Below are 20,756 nucleotides of genomic sequence, written 5' to 3'. Positions count from 1 at the left end.
CTCAGCCCAGCCCGCTCAGCCCAAACCGAGCGCCTGGCGAACCAGCGCTTCCTGCTGCTGCGCGTGGACCTTGGCAAGCCCCGTCGCGGGACTTGCGGCTGCGGGACGGCCCACAAAGCCCGGACGGCGGGCCTTTCCGCCGATTTCCGTCAGCACGCCCTCGATCTTGCGGTCCAGGAAGTTCCAGGCGCCCATGTTCTCGGGCTCCTCCTGGCACCAAACGACCTCGGCCTTGCTGTAGGGGGCCAGGATCTTGGGCAGGGTGATCCGCGGGAAGGGATAGAGCTGCTCCACGCGGATGATGGCCACGTCCTTGACACCCTTGTCGCGGCGCTCCTGCAGCAGGTCGTAATAGACCTTGCCGGTGCAGAGCACGACGCGCCGGACCTTCTCGGGCGCCACCAGCTCGTCCGTCTCCGGCAGAACGGTCTGGAAGTGGCTGCCCGGGCCGAAATCGGCCAGTGGGGAAACCGCCAGCTTGTGCCGCAGCAGCGACTTCGGCGTCATCAGGATCAGCGGCTTGCGGTAGTTCGCCTTCAGCTGGCGGCGCAGCGCGTGGAAGTAGTTGGCCGGCGTGGTCAGGTTGCCGACCCGCATGTTCCGCTCAGCGCAAAGCTGGAGGTAGCGCTCCAGGCGCGCGGAGGAGTGCTCCGGCCCCTGCCCCTCATATCCATGCGGCAGCAGCATCACGAGGCCGGACATGCGCAGCCACTTCGTCTCCGCCGAGGCGATGAACTGGTCGATGATGACCTGCGCACCGTTGGCGAAGTCGCCGAACTGGCCTTCCCAGAGCACCAGCGTGTTCGGATCAGCCAGGGAGTAGCCGTAATCGAAGCCGAGGACGCCGAATTCCGAGAGGAGGGAGTTGAAGGCCTCCAGGCGCTTCTGCCCATCCCGGATGTTGTTCAGCGGCACGTATTCGGCCTGGGTCTTCTGATCGACCAGATAGGCATGGCGCTGCGAGAAGGTGCCGCGCTGCACGTCCTCACCGGACAGGCGGACGCGATGGCCCTCCACCAGCAGGGAGCCGAAGGCCAGCGCCTCGCCGGTCGCCCAGTCGATGCCCTCGCCCGTCTCGATGGCCTGCTTCTTGGCCTCGAGCTGGCGGAGGATCTTCGGATTCGCGTTGAAGTCCCCGGGCACGCGGGAGAGGGCGGCGCCCACTTCCTTTAGCACCTCCGGCTGCACCGCGGTCTCGGTATCGGTCTCGGGCTCGTCATTGCCCGGGGCCTTCAACCCGGTCCAATGGCCCTCCAGCCAATCAGCCTTGTTCGGCTTGAAGGTCTGGCTGGCCTGGAAGGCCTCATCCATCTTCGCGAAGAAGGCGTCCTGCATGGACTTGGCCTCGGCCTCCGGCACCGTGCCCTCGGCCGCCAACTTCTGCGCGTATTTGGTGCGCGTCGTCGGCGTCTCCTTGATGCGGGCATACATCAGGGGCTGGGTGAAGGCCGGCTCGTCGCTCTCGTTATGGCCATGGCGGCGGTAGCAGACGATGTCCACCACGACATCGACACCGAACTTCATGCGGAACTCGGTGGCGAGGCGTGAGCAGAAGACCACCGCCTCCGGATCGTCGCCATTCACATGGAAGATCGGCGCCTGAACGGACTTGGCGACGTCCGTGCAGTAGAGGCCGGAATAGGCATGGGCGGGGGTGGTGGTGAAACCGATCTGGTTGTTGGTCACCACATGCACCGTGCCGCCGGTGCGGTAGCCGATGAGCTGGCTCATCGCCATGGTCTCATAGACCACGCCCTGGCCGGCGAAGGCCGCGTCGCCATGCAGCATGATGCCCATGACGGACTTCCGGCCCTTGGTGTCGCCAGCCATGTCCTGGCGGGCGCGCACCTTGCCGGCCACCACCGGGTCCACGGCTTCCAGGTGCGACGGGTTGGGCTGGAGGGAGAGATGGACCATGCGGCCCTCGATCTCCACATCCGTCGAGGTGCCGAGATGGTACTTCACGTCACCGGAGCCCTGGACATCCTCCGGATGGCCGGCGCCCTTGAACTCAGCGAAGACCTGCGTGAAGGACTTCTTCACCACGTTCACCAGCGTGGACAGGCGGCCGCGATGCGCCATGCCGATGGCGATCTCGTTCACGCCGCCCTTGGCGGCCTCGGAAATCACGGCCTGGAGCGCAGGGATGGTGGACTCGCCACCCTCAAGCCCGAAGCGCTTGGTGCCGACGAACTTGCGGGCGCAATAGGCCTCGAAGCCCTCGGCCTCGGTCAGCTGCTGCAGGATGGTGCGCTTGGCGTCCTTGTCGAAGGCGCGGACCCAGGGCGCGCCCTCGACGCGCTGCTGGATGAAGGCCTTCTGCTCGGGATCCTGGATATGCATGAACTCGACGCCGATCGGGCCGCAATAGCTGGCCTTCAGGATCGAGAGAATCTCGCGGAGCGTAGCCGTTTCGCGGCCCAGGACGTTGTCGATGAAGATCGGCCGGTCGAGATCGGCGTCGGAGAATCCGTAGGTCTTCGGATCCAGCTCCGGATGCGGCTTCTTCTTCTGCAAGCCCAGCGGATCCAGGTCGGCCTCAAGATGACCGCGGACGCGATAGGCGCGGATGAGCATCAGGGCCCGCAGCGAGTCGATCACCTGCTGCTTCGTCACGCCAGCATCGGCGGCCTTGGCCGGGGCGGCCGCGCCCTTGTCAGCCTTGGCGCCGCCCTTGGCCGGCGCGGGTGCCTCGGGCTCGGGCGCGAAACCGCCCCGCGGGCGGGGCGCCCAGGAGGCGCCGGTGGCGTCCTCGAGCACGGCGCGGGCATCGTCGTTCAGCGCCGCGAAGAGCTCCTGGAAGGAGGGATCCACGCTGTCCGGCGCCTGCACCCAACGAGCATAGAGGTCCGCGAGGAAGGTGGCATTCGCCCCCGTCATCGCGCTGGCTAGGATGTCCACTCCGGGCATGGTTTCCGCTTCTCGGCTGTCGGGCTGGGATTAAGGGGTGATCGGGGCAGCGCTATGGCAGGTCGTCGCTGGCGGCGGCGTCATGCAGATGAATGGCGCGTTACGCAATTTCCGGACCTGTTTCCGCTGTCATTCCGTTCGCCCTCGAAAGTTTCCCACGGGGCTGGCGTTCCAATTGGCGTCTCGAGCGCCCCTTGTCACCCGTCTTACTGGCATGACTGGTCGGCGCAAGGCGGGTTGATGTGATGGAACTTCACAACTCCCACAGAAATCTCACGGGGTCTAAAAAGGCACGCCGGCCGCGCCCCCCTGCCGAAGGACGCGACCGGATCTGCCTGGGTTGGCGAAAGGGGGTCAGGTGGCCCGCAGGACCTCCTCAGGGCTCATCCGCACAAGGCGCCCATATCCGTCCGCCAGGGTCTCGGTGATGCGGCCGGGCGTATAGAGATGCTCTCCGATCCGCCGCACCGGCGTCACCTCCGCGGCGGTGCCGGCCAGAAAGACCTCGCTGGCTCCGCCGATCTCCGCCGCTGCAATGGTGCGCTCCACCACCTTGATCTGGCTGCGCTGGGCCAGGCCCATCACCGTTCGGCGGGTGATGCCGTCCAGGAAGCAGACCGGGGTCGGGGTGTGCAGCTCGCCGTCAAAGACGAAGAAGATGTTGGCGCCGGTCGCTTCGGCCACATCGCCCTTCCAGTCCAGCATCAATGCGTCGTCAAAGCCCTCCTCCTCCGCCGCATGCTTGGAGAGGGTGCCGATCATATAGAGGCCGCTTGCCTTGGAGGCGGTAGGCGCCGTGTCGGGCGCCGGGCGCCGCTACTTCGCCAGGCCCAGGGTGATCCCGTCCCTCCGGCCCGCGCCGAAAAGATTCGGCCAGGCCCAGGCAGCTATGGCCACATGGATGCGGGTCTGCCGGGCGGCGACCGCCAGCATCTCGGAACCGCGCCAGGCAACCGGGCGGAGATAAGCCTCCTCGAGATTGTTGCGCCGCATCGTCTCGATGCAGGCGGCGTCAATCTCCTCCATGGTCCAGGGAATCTCGAAGCCGAGGATGCGGGCGGAGGCGAAGAGTCGTTCCGTGTGCTCGCGAAGCTTGAAAATATGGCCGGAATAGGCGCGCTCGCCCTCGAAAACACCGCTGGCATAATGCAGCCCATGTGTCAGGACATGCAGCTTCGCGTCGCGCCAAGGGACGAATCGTCCGTCGAGCCAGATCCAGCCGTCGCGATCATCGAAGGGAGGCGACATCATGGCATATTTCCTCTTTATTTTACGATCTTGCCAGAATTAGCAATTTTATTGCTTACACAAGCGGAAAACTAAAATGGCCGGCACAATTGAGTCAACAAAGCTGACCAATCAAGGAAGCAGATCAGCCATGCCGGAAGAGACGGGCACACGGGCGCGCGCGGGCGGCGCAACCGGGGCCGCCGGGCGGAACCTGCTCTTCCTGCGTGAGGAGGAGCTGCGTCTGGCCCAGGATCTTCTCTTCTTCGGCTATCGCGACTTCACCGCGGGGCCTGACGCGATCCTGGCCGAAATAGGAATGGGGCGGGCGCATCACCGCGTCCTGCACTTCCTCGGGCGGCGCCCCGGGCTGACAGTGGGGGAACTGCTCTCGATCCTCTCCATCACCAAGCAGTCGCTCTCCCGCGTGCTGACGCCTCTGATGGAGCAGGGCTATGTCGCCCAGGCGCCGGGCCGTGCCGACCGCCGCCAGCGTCTTCTCTCCCTGACGCCAGCGGGCGAGGCCCTGGAACGACGCCTCTTCGAGCGCCAGCGCGAGACGGTGACGCGGGCCTATCGTGAGGCCGGGCCAGTGGCGGTGGAGGGATTCCGCCACGTCATGCGTGGGCTGATGGGGCCGGAGGCACGTCGGGCGCTGGAACGGCTGGGCGGGACCGACCGGCCATCCGTGAGCGCGGTACCGCCCGCCGGGTCCACGGGCCCCGCCAAGGGCAAGACGCCGTGAGCGAGGCCGCGCATCTTCTGGTCGTCGATGACGACGCCCGGCTCCGAAGCCTCCTCCAGCGCTATCTGGCGGAGCAGGGTTTCCGCGTGAGCGTGGCGGCCGATGCCGCTGCCGCCCGGCAGGCCCTGGCGGGGATGGCCTTCGACCTCATGGTGCTGGATGTGATGATGCCCGGCGAGACCGGCCTGGCACTGAGCGAGAGCCTGCGCCGCTCGGGGCAGGACGTACCCATTCTCATGTTGACCGCCGCCGGCGCGCCCGACGACCGCATCGCAGGCTTCGAGCACGGGGCGGATGACTACCTCGCCAAACCCTTCGACCCGCGGGAACTGGCGCTCCGCATCCGCACGATTCTCCGGCGCGCGGCCCCGGCCGGGGCAGGCCCCCTGCCCCCGGTGCAACTCGGCCTGCGCTGGTTCGACGCGGAGCGTGGGGAGCTGCGCGGGCCCGAAGGCGTGACGCGCCTGACCGGTGGCGAGGCCTCCCTGCTCGTTGCGCTGGCCCGGCGCGCGGGCGAGGTGCTGTCGCGCGAGGAGATCGCTGCCGCCATGGGCACGCCGGAGGCCGGGGAGCGCGCGGTGGACGTGACCGTGACCCGCCTGCGCCGCAAGATCGAGCCGGACCCGCGCGAGCCGCGTTTCCTCCATACCGTGCGACACAAGGGCTATGTCCTGCGCCCGGGCAGTTGAGGCAGAGCAGCTGAGGCTGGGTTCAGCCTGATGCCTGGGAACCGGCGGCCTGGCCTGCGATACTGGCGCCAGCGCCGGGGCAGCGCCGGCATGCCTGGACCGGCCGTTCATGAGGGGCGCAGCACGCCCGGATCACCCGCGGAGGACCGCTATGGCACCGGATACCGGTCCGATGGAGCTTGGACAGGACGTGGCCCCGGCCAGCACCCCGGAGGCGAAGACGATCACCGCCCCGCCCGCATGGACCCGCCGGCGCCGTTGGCGAAACCTGTTCACCTCCGCCATTCGCCCCCTGGTTCCGCGCGGGCTGCTGGCCCGCTCCCTGCTCATCGTGCTGATTCCGCTGGTGGTGACCCAGGGCATCGCCTTGCGGATCTTCTACGGTACGCATCTCGACGTGATCTCCCGCCGGCTGGCGGGGGGCGTGGCCGGGGATGTCGGGATGGTGGTCGAGTTGCTCTCCCGTTATCCCATGCAATCCGATCAGGGGCAGGACAACCGGGCCTGGATCTTCCGCGAAGCCTCCTGGCGCTTCGATCTCTCCCTGGCCTTCGAACCCGGCGCGGTGCTGGGGCCACCCATCGCCCGCCCCGCCAGCCTTCCCCTGCTGCCGCTGGAGGAGGATCTGGATGACGCGCTGCGGGACCGGCTGCGGAAGCCCTTCGACACGGACTGGCAGAGCGATCCACGCAGCGTGATCATCCGCGTCAGCCTGCCCGAAGGCGTGCTGCATGTGGAGGCGCCGCGGAAACGCCTTTTCTCCGGTACACTCTACGTCTTCGTCATCTGGATGGTGGGCGCCTCGCTGCTGCTGTTCAGCGTCGCCGCACTGTTCATGAAGAACCAGGTGCGCGCGCTGCGGCGCCTGGCGGCCGTTGCCGAGGATTTCGGCAAGGGCCGCGACAGGGGCGGAATCAAGCCGGAGGGCGCCTCCGAGGTGCGGCAGGCCGCCGCCGCCTTCAATGGGATGCGCGCCAATATCCGGCGTTTCGTCACCCAGCGGACGGAGATGCTCGCCGGGATCAGCCACGACCTGCGCACCCCCCTCACCCGGCTGCGGCTTGGCCTCGCCATGCTGCCGGAGAACGCGCAGGAGGATGCCGCGGCCATGACCCAGGATGTGGAGGAGATGGAGCGGATGATCGCCTCTTATCTCGCCTTCGCACGGGGCGATGTGCTGGAGGCGCCGCAGCCGACGGATCTCGTTGCCCTGGTGCGGGAGGTGGCCTCGCGCCCGGCCCCTGATGGCGGGGCGGTGACGGTGGAGGCGCCGCCCTCCCTCACTTTCCCGCTGCGGGCGGATGCGCTGCGGCGCTGCCTCGGCAACCTGCTGGATAATGCCCGGCGCCACGCCGCGCGGGTGACCGTGACCGTGCGCCCAGCCCCTGACTGGGCGGAGGTGCTGGTCGATGATGACGGGCCGGGCATCCCGGCCGAGGCGCGGGAGAGCGCCTTCAAGCCCTTCGCGAGCTTCTCGGCTGGCGGCACGGGCCTGGGGCTGGCGATCGCGCGCGACATCGCCAGGGCCCATGGAGGCGAGATCCTGCTGGCCGAGAGCCCGATGGGCGGGCTGCGCGCGGTGGTGCGGCTTCCGATCTGAGCCGGGGCGGCGCAAGGCCGCAGGCGGATGGTGCCTGCCGAGGCTCCTTCCTGGCACAGGCCAGACGTGCGGTCCCTTGTGGGGACGGCCCTCGCCCCCTTCTGTAAGGAGAAGCTGACCGGATTCGCCGCGCCTGAATGGGTGGCGGGCGGATCGGGCGCAATTGTCAGGTTTGGGGCGTCCGGCCAGATCAGGCCGTCCGCGCCAGGAGCGGAGCCATGGATCGGATGGACATGGAGGCGAGGGGCGCTGAATCAGGTCTCGACGTGACCCCCAGCCCGGACGAGGTCTGGACGGCGCTGCGTGCGGAGGCGGCCACGGCCGCGCAGACGGAGCCGGTGCTGCGCGCGATGCTGGAACTGGCGGTGCTGCGTCATACTGCGCTCGGCCCGGCCCTGGCCGCGCTGCTGGCCCGCAAGCTGGCCGAGGCGCTGATGCCGGCGGAGCGGCTGGAGGACCTGGTTCGCGAGGCCGGGCCGGGCCTGGTGGCGGATGCCGTCTCGGACCTCGCCGCCACGCGCCGGCGTGACCCGGCGGCGCGGGGCTGGCTCTCGCCCTTCCTGCACTACAAGGGTTTCCACGCCCTGTCCTGGCACCGCGTGGCGCATGGGCTCTGGCGCGCCGGCCGGAAGGATCTGGCCCTTTATCTTCAGAGTCGCGGCTCGCTCGTCTTCGGGGTGGATATCCATCCGGCCGTGCCGGTCGGCCGTGGCGTGTTCATCGACCATGCCACCGGTGTGGTGGTCGGCGAGACGGCGGCGATCGGCAATGACGTGTCTATCCTCCAGGGTGTCACGCTGGGTGGCACAGGCAAGGAGGTCGGCGACCGGCACCCGAAGGTGCGTGACGGCGTGCTGCTCTCAGCCGGCGCGAAGGTGCTGGGGAACATCGTGGTCGGGCGTGGCGCGAAAGTAGGCGCGGGCAGCGTGGTGCTGGCCGATGTGCCGCCCTGCGCCACCGTGGCCGGCGTGCCCGCCCGCGTTGTCGGCTGGTGCCGGGATGCCGTGCCGGCGCTGGCGATGGATCAGAGCATTCCCGGGCACGCCTAGGGGCAGGCCCGCCTTGCAATGCCGGTCGGGCCGAACGGTCCGACCGGCCGCATCCTGGCCGGCGCGATGCCTCAGCGCATCGGGCTTCGGCGCATGATGGCGTAGACGATCAGCCAGGCCAGCACGGCCAGCCCTTCGAAGGAGACGTTCTGCACGGTCTGTGCGCTCCGAATCGAAGAGAGGCGGTTCGAACTTCCGAGCACCGTGCGGAACTCGTTGGCCTTGCTGGTCAGCGCCTGCTGGAACTCCAGCGTGGATTTCACCGCGTCGGCGGCGGCCTCCATCAATTCGCGCTCGCTTGGCCCCCGGCCGCCCCAGATCGCGACCAGGTCGTCCACGATCTCGCAGAGCAGCTGAAAAATCTGGCGATGGTGCTGGCGGCCGCTCGCGACGGACTGCGCCTCGCGATAGCGGAGATGGGCTGGGACGCGAACCGCGATCCGCTCGCGAAGGTCGAGCCCGTCGCCGATCACCTTCAGCTCGCGCTGCACCAGCGCAAGGTCGTTGAGGATCGGGCGGAGCTTCACGCCCAGGGCGAAGGCGCGCGCTTCGGAAAGGGTCGGCGCAGCCTCGTTTGCGCCCGGTGCCTTCGCCTCGCCCACAGCGTCCAGCCTGACCTGGTGCACACGCCCATGAATGCGGATGAGCTGACTGGCCAGCATGTTGAGGCGACTGCCGGACATTCGATTCCCCTTCGTTACGTTGCAGGGACCACTGCTGTAACCAGGGGCTTGGGTCAAGGCGGGGCGGAGCCTGGCCGATGGACGCGCCAGCTTGCCAGGAATTCACATGCCAGCGAGCGAAACATAGGGCAACATCTTCGCATCACAGGGAAATGTGAGCTCGCAATGCGCTGGTTTCTTGCTGCTTTCTTCTTCGTCGGATTTGTTTCGGTATCTGGCGCGAGCCATGCCGTAACCTTGGGTACGGCGACAACCTCGGTCGAGTCCGCCCGTGAGGCGACCTCGGTAACGCAGGACGTGGCTGCCCGCCGGCACCACCGCCGTCATCACCCGCGCCACCGCCGCGTGATGCCGCGCTAAGCCTGGGTTCTCCAAGCGGAAATCAGAAAGGGCCCGGCGAGGAAATCGCCGGGCCCTTTTTCTATTCCGAAGGAGCAGGCAGGCCAGCAACGGCCACCCGGACCACCTCTTACACGTTGAAGCGGAAGAGCAGCACGTCGCCGTCCTTCACGACGTATTCCTTGCCCTCTACCCGCATCTTGCCGGCTTCCTTCGCCCCCTGCTCGCCGCCGAGCGCGACATAATCCTCATAGGCGATGGTTTCGCAGGCGATGAAGCCGCGCTCGAAGTCGTTGTGGATCACGGCAGCAGCCTGCGGGGCCTTGGTGCCCCTGGTGATTGTCCAGGCGCGGGATTCCTTGGGGCCGCAGGTGAAATAGGTGATCAGGCCCAGCAGGTCGTAGCCGGCGCGGATGATGCGATCCAGGCCGCTGTCCTTCAGGCCAAGGCTGTCCAGGAAGTCCGTGCGGTCCTCCTCGGGCATCTGGCTGATCTCGGCCTCAATGGCGGCCGAGACGATGACGGCCTTGGCGCCCTGGGCCTTCGCCATCTCCACCACCCGGGCGGAATGGGCGTTGCCGCTGGCGGCCGAGCCTTCCTCGACATTGCAGACATAGAGGACGGGCTTGGTCGTCATGAGCTGGAGGCGGGCGGCCGCGGCCTCCTCGCCCTTGGGCACGGCGGTGCGGGCAGGCTTGCCGGCGGAGAGGGCGGCGACGATCGGCTCGGCCAGGGCGACGAAGGCGGCACTTTCCTTATCGCCGTTCTTCGCCTTTTTCTGAGCGGGAAGCAGGCGCTTCTCCAGGCTGTCCAGGTCCGCCAGCATCAGTTCGGTCTCGACGGTCTCGGCGTCGCGCACCGGGTCCACGTTGCCCTCGACATGGGTGATGTCCCCATCCTCGAAGCAGCGCAGCACATGGACGATGGCGTCAACCTCCCGGATATTGGCGAGGAACTGGTTGCCCAGCCCTTCCCCGCGGGAAGCGCCGCGGACCAGGCCCGCGATGTCCACGAATTCCAGGCTGGTCGGGATCTTCTTGATCGACTTGCCGATGCGCGCCAGCTCGTCCAGCCGCGGGTCGGGCACGGCAACGCGGCCCACATTCGGCTCGATCGTGCAGAAGGGATAATTGGCCGCCTGGGCGGCGGCGGTCTGGGTGAGCGCGTTGAAGAGGGTGGACTTGCCGACATTGGGCAGGCCCACGATTCCGCAGTTGAAGCCCATCTGGCGGGTATTCCGTGCGTCTAGGGGGTTTCGGGGGTGGCTTACGCCGGGGGTCGGGCGGAGGCTAGCTCTGCGTGAGCAGGGCCACCCTGGTCATGAAATCCTCGGGCTTGCCCTCGGCCAGCAGCGGTGCGGCGTCGGCGACCGAGTCGAGCAGCTTGTCGAGCCATTCGGCATCCACCTTGGCGAAATTGCCGAGCACATGGCCATGGACGCGGTCCTTGTGGCCGGGATGGCCGATGCCGAGGCGGACACGCTGGAAATCGGGGCTGCCGAAGGCACGCTGCATGTCGCGAAGGCCGTTATGGCCGGCGGCGCCGCCGCCCTTCTTCACCCGCACCTTGCCCGGGGCGAGGTCCAGCTCGTCATGGAAGGCCGTGACATCGCCCACCGGAATCTTGTGGAAGGCGGTCGCCGGCTGAACCGAGCTGCCGCTGTCATTCATATAGGTCTGGGGCTTCAGCAGGATGATACGCTGGCCGGCGATCTGGCCTTCGGAGATCTCGCCTTTGAAGCGGTTGCGCCAGGGGCTGAAGCGATGGCGGGAGGCGATGCGCTCCACGGCCATGAAGCCGATATTGTGGCGCTGCCTCGCATGCTCCGCGCCCGGATTTCCCAGCCCCACCCACAGAAGCATCCCATGACCCCATCAATGGATGGGGCGCGCCGCTTCCGCGTGCGCGCCCCAAACAGACAGAAACAGAAAGGGGGCCAGGGTCCGGCGGAAGCGGTGCTTCCGTTCCCCGGCCTTTCTCCCTTACTTCTTCTTGGCAGCCGCCGCGGTCGGGGCAGCCTTGCCACCCTTGCCCTTGGCGGGCTCCGGCGCGGCCGGGGCCACAACGACCTCCTCGACCACGACCGGCGGGGCGATGGTCACCACCACGAAGTCGCGGGCGATGGTCGGGGTAGCGCCCTGGGCGTCCTTCACCGCGGACCAGCGGAGCGTGTCGCCGATGCCGGCGGAGGAGACATCGACCTCGAAGCGCTCCGGCACGTTGTCCGGGTCAGCCAGCACCTCGAGGTCACGGCGGACCAGGTTCGGAACGCCGCCGGCCTTGATGCCGGGGGAGACGTCTTCGCCGAGCAGCACGACCGGCACGCGCACACGGATCTTCTGACCAGCGGCGAGGCGCTGGAAGTCCACATGGATCGGCTGGTCCGAAACCGGGTGGAACTGCACGTCGCGCATCAGGCAGCGAACCGGCGCGGCATCGGCCACGGCCACCTCATACAGGTGGGACTGCCAACCGCCCTTATGCAGCTCCTTCATCACGTCACGCGGGTCGAGAGAGAGAAGGATCGCCTCCTGCTTCGCCCCATAGATCACTGCGGGGACCATGCCCCCACGCCGGGTCGCGCGCGCCGCCCCCTTACCGGCCCGCTCGCGCGCCGCGGCCTCGATCCGGATGGTCTGGACCATTGCCGTCATTCCTTCGCACGTTGGGTTGAATCTTTTCGTGCTGCCGTGCAGGCGCGCGAAAGCTCGCCGGCCTCCAGGGGTGCCGGCGCGGGCGGGATGTAGCGGGGGTGGGGGCCGGGGGCAAGGCTTTCCGCCCGGCTCAGGCCCGCATCGCCTCCCCGGCAGGCCGGGTTTCCGGCATCGCCGCCCAGACCACCAGCACGGAGAGCAGCCCAACCCCGGCCAACATGGCGAAAGCGGCGGCCGGCCCGAACCAATCCGTGGCCAGGCCCGCCAGGGTGGTGCTGAGCGTGCCGCCAATGCCGATCGCCAGGCCAAAGATGCCGATGCACAGGTTGAAGCGGTTGGTACCGCGCGTGAGGTCCGCCGCCAGCAGGGGCAGCAGGACGCCGAGCCCGGCCGCGCTCAGCCCATCCAGCGCCTGCACCAGGATGAGCCAGGCCGGTCCCTCCACCAGCATCAGCAACAACCCGCGCACCGGCAGGGCGGCGAAGCCGAGCAGCAGCGCGATGCGCCGCCCGCGCCGCTCAGCCAGTCGCCCGACCCAGGGGGCGATGAGCGCCATGATGAGCTGCGGCGCGATGATGCAGGCGGCGATGATAAGATTCGCCTCCTCCCCCGCATTGCGCGTCACCTGCGTGCCGGCCAGGGGCAGCATGGCGGCGTTGGAGAGCGTGAAAAGGCCGCAGCAGAGGGCGAAGATCGCCACCCCCCGGTTCCGCAACAGAACACCCAGGCCCCGGAGCGCGCCCCCTTCCCGCTCCTTGGGTTCCGGAGGATGGAGATCGCCGGGGCGGATGGCCGCGAGCGCGATGAGGCTGGGTAGGCAGAGCGCGGCGGTCAGCCAGAAGACGGAGGCACCCGACAGCCAGGTGCCGGCTGCACCGAGCAGCCCCGCGGCGACCCCGCTTCCCACCGCGGCGTAGCGCGCGTTGCGGCCGAGGCGCTCGCCGAGGGCCCTGCGGCCGACCAGTGCCAGGCTAATGGCCGCGATGGAGGGGCCGAGCACGCAGGAGGCGAAGCCGTGCAGCACCTCTGAAAGCATGACCGGCAGGAATTCCGGCATCAGGGCCAGGAGCAGCGCCGAGATGGCGATGGCGATCAGGGCCGCCGCGGCGGCGAAGCGCTTGTTCGGGGTGGAATCGACCAGCGCGCCGGCCGGAACCTGCATCACCATGGTGACGAAGGTGCCGAGGCTGAGGACGAGGCCGATTTCCAGTTCGGTCCAGGCCTGGGCCGTCAAATAGACGGCGATGAAAGGGCCGAAACCGGTCTGAACATTGGCCATGAAGAAGTTCAGCCAGTCGAGGCCCCGACCACTCCGACCTCTCACGTGACCCTGGCCTTAGTCTGCCTGCGCGGGTGCGGCGCCCGGCCCCGCGGAGGGTTGCGCGGGTTCGGGGGCCGGCGGGGTGGCCGTGGAGGATGCCGGCGGAGGCTCCGGCGGCGCGGCCACGACGACCGTGTCACCCTCCTTGTAGTCGGGGAAGGCACGCATCTGGTCCCGGGTGAAGTCGAGCCGGACAGTCTCGGGCGAGAAGCGCAGTGTCCGCCAGGCGACGGCCACCCGGCGGCGGCCGACGCCGAGGAAGCCGCCATAGTCCAGCACGGCGGCCCGGGGCTGGCCGTTATCGTCCAGCAATACATTGACGATCCGGCCAACCACCTCGCCGGAGGGCCCGGTGACTTCCCGCCCGACGATGCGCTGGGAGGCCTCGCGCGGAAGTTCCTCGCGCGCCGCCGGAGCCGCCGGCGCCGTGGGCGCCGCGGCCGGAGCGGCGGCGGGCTGGGACGGCGGGCCGGCCTGCGCCCCCGAAGCGGGCGGTTCGGTGGCGGGCGGCTGTCCGGGCGGTGGCGCGTCCTGCGCCTGTGCCGCGCCGGAAACCAGGGCCATGACCGCCGCCGCGAGCAGAGCCGAAGGCCGGCCGGGCTGAAGGTGCTGAAGGCGCATGAGGCGAGCCTAGACCAGCCTCATCCACGGCCGAAGAGGGATCGCGGCCCGGCGCAGGCACCCGGGCCGGCGACTGGCCGGGCTCAGGCCGCGACCGGGACCTTCACATCGGTCATCCAGCCATGCGGGTCGGGGGCCCGGCCATACTGGATGGCGACAATGGAGTCATAGAGCTTCTGGGTCAGCGGGCCGGTCTGGCCATCGCCAATCTTGATGGTTTCACCCTTGTAGCCGAGCTCGCCAACCGGGGAGACGACGGCGGCGGTGCCGGTGCCCCACATCTCCTGCAGCGTGCCGTCGCGGCCCGCCTGCATCACCTCATCGATCGAGATCTTCCGCTCGGAGACCTTCAGGCCCCAGTCGCGCATCAGTGTCAGGGTCGAGTTGCGCGTCACGCCATCGAGGATGGTGCCGGCGAGCGGCGGGGTGATCACCTCGTCGCCGATCTTCATCATGATGTTCATGGTGCCGACCTCGTCGATCCACTTGCGCTCGACGCCATCCAGCCAGAGCACCTGGGTGTAGCCGAGCCGCTCCGCCTCCTGCTGGGCGGAAAGGGAAGCGGCGTAGTTGGCCGCCGTCTTCGCCTCGCCCAGGCCACCCTGCACGGCGCGGACATGGGTGTCGGTCGCCAGGATGCGGACCGGCTTCACGCCCTCCTTGTAGTAGGAGCCGACCGGGGAGCAGATGACGAAATAGGTGTAGCGCGAGGCCGGGTGGACGCCGAGCATCACCTCCGTCGCGACCACCGTCGGGCGGATATAGAGCGAGGTGCCGGGGGCGCGGGGCACCCACTCATGGTCGGCCGAGACAATCGCCTCGAAGGAGCGGCGGATGAGATCCTCATCCATCTCCGGGATGCAGAGGGCGCGGCAGGACTTGTTCAGGCGGGCCGCATGGCGCTGCGCGCGGAAGAGCTTGATGGAGCCATCCGCCTGGCGGAAGGCCTTCAGACCGTCGAACACGGCCTGGCCGTAATGCAGGACCGAGGTCGCCGGATCCATCGGGAAGGAACCGTAGGGAACGACCCGCGGGTCATGCCAGCCTCGCCCCTCCTCGTAGTTCATGACGAACATGTGGTCCGTCAGAACCTTACCGAAGGAAAGGGAGGAATCGTCGGGGCGCGACAGCGGCGTCTGCGTCCGGGTGAAGCTGATTTCCATGGTCATCGCGCCAACGTCCGCAATAATGTTGCTTAGGCTGTCATTCTAACGCAACGCGAACGCCGACGGATAGCACGCCCACACATCCCTCCCATGTGCGAGCGTCAGGGTTGTTGACCTAACCGGGCCGTCAGTGCCCGACGGTCAGGGCGGCACCCTCGCGGTGATGGGTGCCGAGGCGCTCCACCATGGTGGCGGAGGCGGCGTTGAGGCCCTCTACATCCACCTCCACCCCGTTATGGCGCAGCTTCAGCACCACCCGGTCCAGCGCGCCAATCGCCGTGATGTCCCAGAAATGGGCTGCGCTGACATTGATCACCACGCGCTCCACCCCCTCGCGGAAGTCGAATGCGTCGTGGAAGGCATTGGCCGTGGCGAAGAAGATCTGGCCGGTGACCCGGTAGGTGCGGGTGGTGCCGGCCTCGTCCAGTGAGGAGGTGACGGAGAAGGCGCGGGTGACCTTGTGGGCAAAGAAGATGCCGCTGAGCAGCACGCCCACCAGCACGCCCTGGGCCAGGTTATGGGTGGCCACCACCACCGCGACGGTTGCCACCATCACGATGCTGGAATGGCGTGGGTTGGTGCGGAGGGCGGTGAGCGAGGACCAGCGGAAGGTCTTGATGGAGACCATGATCATCACGGCCACCAGCGCCGCCATGGGAATCTGCCGCACCCATTCCGCCAGCACGAGGATGAGGAAGAGCAGAAAAAGCCCCGCCCAGAGGGTGGAAAGGCGCCCGCGCCCGCCGGAGGTCACGTTGATCACGGATTGGCCGATCATGGCGCAGCCGGCCATACCGCCGAACAGGCCCGCGACGATGTTGGCGATGCCCTGCCCCCGGCATTCGCGGTTCTTGTCGCTGGTCGTGTCCGTCATCTCATCCACGATGGAGGCGGTCATCATGGATTCCAGCAGCCCGACCGTGGCGAGGGTCAGGGAGTAGGGAAGCAGGGTCCAGAGCGTATCGAGGGTCAGCGGCACGTTCGGGAGAAGAAAGCTGGGCAGTTCGGTGGGCAGTTGGCCCATATCGCCGACTGTCCGGAGATCCAGGCCCAGCCCCATGGCCAGCGCCGTCCCGACCACGATGGTGACCAGCGGGGACGGGATCGCGGTGGTCAGGCGCGGCAGCAGGAAGATAATGGCCAGGCCGCCCGCGACCATGGCGTAGAAGACCGGGCCGGCGCCGACGAATTCAGGCAGCTGCGCCATGAAGATCAGGATGGCCAGCGCGTTGACGAAGCCGGTGATGACCGAGCCGGAGACGAAGCGCATCAGGTCGCCCAGGCGCAGATAGCCGGCGGCAATCTGGATCACGCCGGTGAGCAGGGTGGCGGCAAGCAGGTAGTCCAGCCCGTGCTGGCGCACGAGATCCACCATGACCAGGGCCATGGCGCCGGTGGCCGCCGAGATCATGGCCGGACGGCCGCCGGCGAAGGCGGAGATCACGGCGATGCAGAAAGAGGCGTAGAGGCCGACCTTTGGGTCAACGCCGGCGATGATCGAGAAAGCGATCGCCTCCGGAATCAGGGCCAAGGCGACGACGGTACCAGCCAGGAGGTCACGCGTGATGTTGGGCGACCACTCGGAGAGTGCGCGTCGGGCAGCGGTCATGGAAAGACTTTCAGCAAGCAGGTGCCACGCCCGGCACGGGTCCGGGGGACGCAGAGGCGCCGGGCATTGAACAGGCAGGACGATGGGCGGCCGCACAGGGCCGGATGCCGCGGCTGGGCCGCGACGCCATGCGTCAGGGCGGAGTGATCCGCGACGAGGAGGTGCCGTTCATCGCTCCCCTTCTGGCCCGTTTGATGCTGCGACGCAACACAAAATGCAACACGCCGCCGGGGAGGCCCCGGCGGCGTGCCGTATTCTTCAATCCACCCAGGGGCGGATGATCAGGCCGCGATGGCCTTTACCATGGTCGAGCCCAATGCAGCCGGGCTGTCGGCCACATGGATGCCCGCGGAGCGCATGGCGTCCATTTTCGCCTCGGCCGTATCCTTGCCGCCGGAGATGACGGCGCCGGCATGGCCCATGCGGCGGCCCGGAGGGGCGGTCGCACCGGCGATGAAGCCGACCACGGGCTTGTAGTTCTTGGAGCCCGGCTTGTTTTCGCGGCCCAGGAACTCGGCCGCGATGATCTCGGACTGGCCGCCGATCTCGCCGATCATGACGATCTGCTTGGTCTCGGGGTCAGCCAGGAACATCTCCAGCACTTCCTGGAAGTCCGTGCCCTTCACCGGGTCGCCGCCGATGCCGACGCAGGTGGTCTGGCCGAGGCCGGCCGCCGTGGTCTGCGCCACCGCCTCATAGGTCAGCGTGCCCGAGCGGGACACGATGCCGACCGAGCCGCGCTTGTGGATGTGGCCGGGCATGATGCCGATCTTGCAGGCTTCCGGCGTGATCACGCCCGGGCAGTTCGGCCCGATCAGGCGAGACTTGCTGCCGGAGAGGGCGCGCTTGACCTTCACCATGTCCAGCACCGGGATACCCTCGGTGATGCAGATGATGAGCGGGACCTCGGCCGCGATTGCCTCCAGAATGGAGTCGGCCGCAAAGGGCGGCGGCACGTAGATGACGGAGGCATCGGCGCCCGTCTTCTCGACGCATTCCTCAACCGTGTCGAAGACCGGCAGGTTCAGGTGGGTCTGGCCACCCTTACCGGGGGTCACGCCACCGACATAGTTGGTGCCGTAGGCGATGCCCTGCTCGGCGTGGAAGGTGCCCTGGGCTCCGGTGAAGCCCTGGGTCATGACCTTGGTGTGCTTGTCGACGAGGATCGCCATGGTTCAGGCGGCCTTCTTCACGGCATCGACCACCTTTTGGGCGGCGTCGGCCAGGTTGTCCGCGGGGATGATGGCGAGGCCGGACTCGGCGAGGATCTTCTTGCCGAGCTCGACATTCGTGCCCTCAAGGCGAACCACCAGCGGGACCGAGAGGGAGAGGTTCTTGCTCGCCGCTACGATGCCTTCGGCGATCATGTCGCACTTGGCGATACCGCCGAAGATGTTGACCAGGATCGCCTTCACATTGGAGTCGGACGTGATGATCCGGAAGGCCTCGGTCACGCGCGCCGCATTCGCGGTGCCGCCGACATCGAGGAAGTTCGCGGGCGAGGAGCCGTAGAGCTTGATGATGTCCATGGTGGCCATCGCCAGGCCGGCGCCGTTCACCATGCAGCCGATCTCGCCGTCGAGCGCGACGTAGTTCAGGTCGTTCTTGACCGCGTCCAGCTCCTTCGGGTCCATCTCGCTGTCGTCGCGAAGGGCCTCGAGGTCCTTGTGGCGGAACAGCGCGTTGTCGTCGAAGGACACCTTGGCGTCGAGCGCGATGATCTCACCGGCGCCGGTCACGACCAGCGGGTTGATCTCGACGATCGCCATGTCGAGGTCGGTGAAGGCGTTGTACATCGCCGTCACGAACTTCGTGAACACGCCGACCTGCTTGCCTTCCAGGCCCAGCCCGAAGGCAAGCTTGCGGGCGTGCCAGCCGGAAATGCCGGCGGCCGGGTCGACCGCGACCTTCAGGATCTTCTCGGGGTTGTGCTCGGCGACCTCCTCGATCTCCATGCCGCCCTCGGTGGACGCCATGATGGTGATGCGCGAGGTCTCGCGGTCCACCAGAAGAGAGAGGTACAGCTCGCGCTTGATGTCGCAGCCAGCCTCAACATAGACCTGATTGACGACCTTGCCCTCGGGGCCCGTCTGCTTCGTGACCAGCGTGTGGCCGATCATGGCGGCGGCGGCTTCCTTGGCGGCCTCGGGCTTGACGACGCGCACGCCACCCTTGCCGTTCGGATCGTCCTTGAAGCGGCCTGCGCCGCGGCCGCCCGCATGGATCTGGCTCTTCACCACCACGACAGGGCCGGGAAGCTTCTTCGCCGCCGCCTCAGCCTCCTCGGGGGTCTTCGCCACATAGCCGTCGAGCACTGCAACGCCGTAGCGCTTCAGCAGCTCCTTGCCCTGGTATTCATGGATGTTCATTCGGTCACCGCTTTCCTGATGCGGAAAGGGCCAGGATCACTCCTGGCCCATTGGTCTCAAACACCGAGCTTCTTGAAGTCCTCGACGAGCTTCTTCACCGCGTCGCAGGACTTCTCGAAGGCGGCCTTCTCCTCGGGCAGGAACTCGACCTCGACAACGCGCTCCACGCCGCCGGCGCCGATCACCACGGGCACGCCGACATAGAAGTCCTTCTGGCCATACTCGCCGTTCAGCATCACGGCGCAGGGCAGGACGCGCTTCTTGTCCTTCAGGTAGGACTCGGCCATCGCGATGGCCGAGGCAGCCGGAGCGTAGAAGGCCGAGCCCTTCTCCAGCAGCTTCACGATTTCGCCGCCGCCATTGGCGGTGCGCTGCACGATCGCGTCGATCCGCTCCTGGGTGGTCCAGCCCATCTTGATCAGGTCGGGCACGGGGACGCCGGCGACGGTGGAGTAGCGGGTCAGCGGCACCATGGTGTCGCCATGGCCGCCCAGCACGAAGGCTGTCACGTCCTCCACCGAGACGTTGAACTCCTGCGCCAGGAAGAGGCGGAAGCGGGCGGAGTCGAGCACGCCCGCCATGCCCACCACCTTGTTCGCGGGCAGGCCGGACTTCTGCTGCAGCGCCCAGACCATGACGTCGAGCGGGTTGGTGATGCAGATGACGAAGGCGTTCGGGGCGTACTTCTTGATGCCCTCGGCCACCTGGCCCATCACGCCGGCATTCTTGGTCAGCAGGTCGTCGCGGCTCATGCCGGGCATGCGCGGGAAGCCGGCGGTGACGATGACCACGTCCGCGCCCTCGATCGCGGCGTAATCAGAACCGCCGGTCATGTTGCTGTCGAAGTCATCGACCGGGCTGGACTGCATGATGTCCAGCGCCTTGCCGGCAGCCACGCCACCGAAGACGTCGAAGAGCACGACGTCGCCGAGCTCCTTGAGGCCGATCAGGTGGGCGAGCGTGCCGCCGATGTTGCCGGCGCCAATGAGCGCGATCTTGTTGCGGGCCATGGGGGAGTCCTTGCCTGTGAGCCTTTATGGGGACGTCTTGGCGGTGCCGTGCGGCAACTGCGAACTGGACGCGGGTGGATTAGCCCCGGATGAAGGACCCGGCAAGGCGGGGCCCCGCCCCGAATGGAAAAGGGGCGGGACGCCCCCCTGGCATCCCGCCCCTTCTCATCCGATCAGGGAGCCGGCGCGGCCGGTCCCGATCGTATCCGAATCACATGGGCATGCAGCGGAAAGTGTCGGAATGCCCGCGGGCCAGCACCGCCATGGTGCCGGAGGGGCAATCCATCTGCTCGCCATCGGCGGCGGGCAGGCCGGCATGCCAGACGCCCATGCGGCCCTGGCTTCGCTGCGCGCGCGCGGCCTTGCCGACCTTGCCGCCACGGGCGGACAGGGTGGAGGCATGGGCGGAGCCGGAGAACAGGCTTACCAGGCGGATATTGGAGCGGCCGCTCTGGACCGCCACCTGGCGGCGGCTGGCGACGCGGGCCTGGGAACGGCCGCCGCGGGAGGCCACGCGCGCCGTGGCGCGGGCCCGGGCCGGAGTGCCCGCCACCACGCGGCGGCTCGGCTCAGCGCGGCTGGCCACCGGGCGGGCGACCGCACGGGTGGCCTTTCCGGCGGAACGCGCCTCCGTACGGCGGGTGCTGGCGGCCTCGGAAGGCTGAGCGGCGCCAAGCGCGACGATCGCCGCAGCGGCGATAGCCAGGGAACGCAGCATGTGAATCTCCCCCAAATGTCCGGACCGGAACTGACGCCTGGCACCT

At 68.0% G+C, this 20,756-nt stretch carries 17 protein-coding genes and 1 pseudogene; 4 read left to right on the top strand and 14 right to left on the bottom strand.

Translation table 11 applies throughout. The annotated features are described in order from the left end of the window. Window positions 1–15: 15 nt before the first annotated feature. Window positions 16–2,910: a 2-oxoglutarate dehydrogenase E1 component gene (locus ACO1BU_RS20280; RefSeq protein WP_424137783.1), complete on the bottom strand. Its 2,895-nt coding sequence runs from the start codon at window positions 2,908–2,910 to the stop codon at window positions 16–18. A 354-nt stretch (window positions 2,911–3,264) separates the two neighbouring features. Further along, a pseudogene (locus ACO1BU_RS20275) lies at window positions 3,265–4,158 on the bottom strand (branched-chain amino acid aminotransferase). Between the two features lie 130 nt (window positions 4,159–4,288). Between ACO1BU_RS20275 and ACO1BU_RS20270 the strand changes: the two are divergent. The 4 genes from ACO1BU_RS20270 (at window position 4,289) to cysE (ending at window position 8,220) form a co-directional block, all read left to right on the top strand. Further along, a complete protein-coding gene (locus ACO1BU_RS20270) occupies window positions 4,289–4,882 on the top strand; it encodes a MarR family winged helix-turn-helix transcriptional regulator (RefSeq protein ID WP_424137782.1) in 594 nt (197 codons plus the stop codon). Next, window positions 4,879–5,571, top strand: coding sequence for a response regulator (locus ACO1BU_RS20265; protein ID WP_424137781.1), 693 nt, complete (start codon window positions 4,879–4,881; stop codon window positions 5,569–5,571). Before ACO1BU_RS20270 ends, ACO1BU_RS20265 begins: the two co-directional genes overlap by 4 nt. A 151-nt stretch (window positions 5,572–5,722) precedes the next feature. Then, the gene (locus ACO1BU_RS20260) at window positions 5,723–7,171 is read left to right on the top strand and encodes an ATP-binding protein (RefSeq protein WP_424137780.1); all 1,449 of its coding nucleotides are present in this window, start codon (window positions 5,723–5,725) and stop codon (window positions 7,169–7,171) included. 218 nt (window positions 7,172–7,389) lie between these two features. Next, entirely contained in the window at window positions 7,390–8,220 is an 831-nt protein-coding gene (cysE, locus tag ACO1BU_RS20255) for a serine O-acetyltransferase (RefSeq protein ID WP_481133227.1), read from the top strand. A gap of 71 nt (window positions 8,221–8,291) precedes the next feature. Here cysE and ACO1BU_RS20250 read toward each other — a convergent pair whose 3' ends face one another. From ACO1BU_RS20250 to ACO1BU_RS20195, 12 genes are all read right to left on the bottom strand, one after another. Then, window positions 8,292–8,903, bottom strand: coding sequence for a hypothetical protein (locus ACO1BU_RS20250; protein ID WP_424137779.1), 612 nt, complete (start codon window positions 8,901–8,903; stop codon window positions 8,292–8,294). Between the two features lie 469 nt (window positions 8,904–9,372). Further along, window positions 9,373–10,467 (bottom strand): redox-regulated ATPase YchF, encoded by a 1,095-nt coding sequence (gene ychF / locus ACO1BU_RS20245; protein ID WP_424137778.1) that lies wholly within the window; start codon window positions 10,465–10,467, stop codon window positions 9,373–9,375. A gap of 64 nt (window positions 10,468–10,531) precedes the next feature. Continuing rightward, window positions 10,532–11,104: an aminoacyl-tRNA hydrolase gene (gene pth / locus ACO1BU_RS20240; RefSeq protein WP_424137777.1), complete on the bottom strand. Its 573-nt coding sequence runs from the start codon at window positions 11,102–11,104 to the stop codon at window positions 10,532–10,534. Window positions 11,105–11,224: 120 nt separating this feature from the next. Further along, window positions 11,225–11,887, bottom strand: coding sequence for a 50S ribosomal protein L25/general stress protein Ctc (locus tag ACO1BU_RS20235; protein WP_424137776.1), 663 nt, complete (start codon window positions 11,885–11,887; stop codon window positions 11,225–11,227). Window positions 11,888–12,026: 139 nt separating this feature from the next. Next, a complete protein-coding gene (locus ACO1BU_RS20230) occupies window positions 12,027–13,175 on the bottom strand; it encodes an MFS transporter (RefSeq protein ID WP_424137775.1) in 1,149 nt (382 codons plus the stop codon). A 57-nt stretch (window positions 13,176–13,232) separates the two neighbouring features. After that, window positions 13,233–13,838: a PRC-barrel domain-containing protein gene (locus ACO1BU_RS20225; protein WP_424137774.1), complete on the bottom strand. Its 606-nt coding sequence runs from the start codon at window positions 13,836–13,838 to the stop codon at window positions 13,233–13,235. Window positions 13,839–13,921: 83 nt separating this feature from the next. Continuing rightward, entirely contained in the window at window positions 13,922–15,007 is a 1,086-nt protein-coding gene (locus tag ACO1BU_RS20220) for a branched-chain amino acid aminotransferase (protein WP_424137773.1), read from the bottom strand. Between the two features lie 124 nt (window positions 15,008–15,131). Next, window positions 15,132–16,613, bottom strand: coding sequence for a SulP family inorganic anion transporter (locus tag ACO1BU_RS20215; RefSeq protein WP_424137772.1), 1,482 nt, complete (start codon window positions 16,611–16,613; stop codon window positions 15,132–15,134). A gap of 281 nt (window positions 16,614–16,894) precedes the next feature. After that, window positions 16,895–17,785: a succinate--CoA ligase subunit alpha gene (sucD, locus tag ACO1BU_RS20210; RefSeq protein ID WP_424137771.1), complete on the bottom strand. Its 891-nt coding sequence runs from the start codon at window positions 17,783–17,785 to the stop codon at window positions 16,895–16,897. A 3-nt stretch (window positions 17,786–17,788) separates the two neighbouring features. Continuing rightward, window positions 17,789–18,982, bottom strand: coding sequence for an ADP-forming succinate--CoA ligase subunit beta (gene sucC, locus ACO1BU_RS20205; protein ID WP_424137770.1), 1,194 nt, complete (start codon window positions 18,980–18,982; stop codon window positions 17,789–17,791). 56 nt (window positions 18,983–19,038) lie between these two features. After that, window positions 19,039–19,992, bottom strand: a complete 954-nt coding sequence (gene mdh / locus ACO1BU_RS20200; protein WP_424137769.1) for a malate dehydrogenase — start codon at window positions 19,990–19,992, stop codon at window positions 19,039–19,041. 211 nt (window positions 19,993–20,203) lie between these two features. Continuing rightward, complete coding sequence (locus ACO1BU_RS20195; RefSeq protein WP_424137768.1) at window positions 20,204–20,710, bottom strand: hypothetical protein; 507 nt, start codon at window positions 20,708–20,710, stop codon at window positions 20,204–20,206. Window positions 20,711–20,756 lie beyond the last annotated feature (46 nt).

Origin of the sequence: Roseomonas chloroacetimidivorans, from assembly GCF_049629625.1 — a bacterium.
Lineage (GTDB): Bacteria > Pseudomonadota > Alphaproteobacteria > Acetobacterales > Acetobacteraceae > Roseomonas > Roseomonas chloroacetimidivorans.
This window is presented reverse-complemented; position numbering and strand designations above follow the sequence as displayed.